The 1,445-nt window shown below is 46.9% G+C and carries 1 protein-coding gene; it reads left to right on the forward strand.

The annotated features are described in order from the left end of the window. The first annotated feature begins 53 nt into the window (after nt 1–53). Nucleotides 54–1,414, forward strand: a protein-coding gene (locus ICN12_RS10725) for an IS3 family transposase (RefSeq protein WP_216272498.1) whose coding sequence is annotated in 2 segments (ribosomal slippage) — nt 54–513 and nt 513–1,414 — 1,362 coding nt in all. Because the reading frame shifts where the segments join, the coding sequence is not laid out codon by codon here. The last annotated feature ends 31 nt before the right edge of the window (nt 1,415–1,445 follow it).

A 1,445-nucleotide genomic window follows, 5' to 3' on the forward strand; every position in this document is an offset into this window, starting at 1 on the left:
TGAACTGACCCACAAAAGTTGGACACCAAATCCAACTCAAAGGGGTCAGCTTCATGAGCAAATACAGTACGCAGTTCAAGCTAAAAGTAGTTACTGAGTATTTAAAGTCTGGGGGCTACCTCAGGGTAGCCAATAGTTATGACCTTAATACCACCGATGTTCGTAAATGGGTTTTGACCTATAAACTACATGGGATATCTGGCCTGCAAAAGAGGGGCTATCAACAGTACACTCCACAGTTCAAGCTATTAGTTCTTGAGCACATCAGCGCCTACGGGGCATCCCCACGCTTGGCGGCCGCCCACTTCAACATTGCCTCCCCTAGTACCATTTTGGTTTGGCAGCGCCTCTACAATAAAGGTGGTATTACAGCCCTAGAACCCAAACCTAAGGGACGACCATCGATGCCTAAACGTCATGAGATCCAAGCACTTTTAGCCAAACCTTCTTCTGAGCTCACGCCTGATGAGCTCCTACGTAAGTTGCACTATTTAGAGGTGGAGAACGCTTACCTAAAAAAGCTGCAAGCCTTAGCCCAGCAAAAGTACTTGGCAAGCAAGAACAAGCCCAAGTCATCACTGAGTTAAGGCGGCGACACCCCTTACAAACGATTCTGGGGGTAGCTAATATGGCCAAAAGCGTCTATTACTATCAGCTTGGCGCTGGTACTAAGGCGGATCCCTATCGCGAGGTCAAGGAGAGCATTAAGACCATCTACCATCGCCACAAAGGTCGCTATGGTTATCGGCGTGTGCAAGAGGAGCTAGGACATCAAAACTGCTACCTCAATCCGAAGACGGTGCAAAAGCTCATGGGCAGACTTCACCTTAAATCGACCGTGAGACCTAAGCGCTATAAATCCTACAGAGGATCTGTAGGTAAGGCGGCTCCCAACTTGCTTGAGCGTAACTTCACAGCTACTGCCCCCAATCAAAAATGGGTAACCGATGTCACGCAGTTCAATGTCTTGGGTCACAAGGTGTATCTCTCACCCGTATTAGATCTGTACAACCAAGAGGTCATCTCCTATGAGATCGCCGACCGCCCCCAAATGAACATGGTGATGCAAATGCTTCAAAAATCTTTTAAGAAGCTCAAACCCAAAGATAAACCGATGCTGCACTCAGACCAGGGTTGGCATTATCGAATCGCACCATACCAGATGGCTCTCAAGCAAAAGGGTATTACCCAAAGCATGTCTAGAAAAGGGAACTGTCTAGATAACGCCGTCATGGAAAACTGGTTTGGGATCATGAAGACCGAGTTCTTCTACCAAGAGAAGTTTGAGAGTGTGCAGTCGTTTAAAGCAGGGCTAAAGGAATATATCCACTACTACAACCATGATCGAATCAAACAAAAACTAAAGGGATTGAGCCCAGTGCAATACCGAACTCAATCCCTTCTGGTAACCTAATCAAACTGTCCAACTTTTGTGGGTCAGTTCA

The sequence above is a fragment of the Polynucleobacter sp. AM-25C3 genome (assembly GCF_018882335.1).
In the GTDB taxonomy this organism is placed as follows: Bacteria; Pseudomonadota; Gammaproteobacteria; order Burkholderiales; family Burkholderiaceae; genus Polynucleobacter.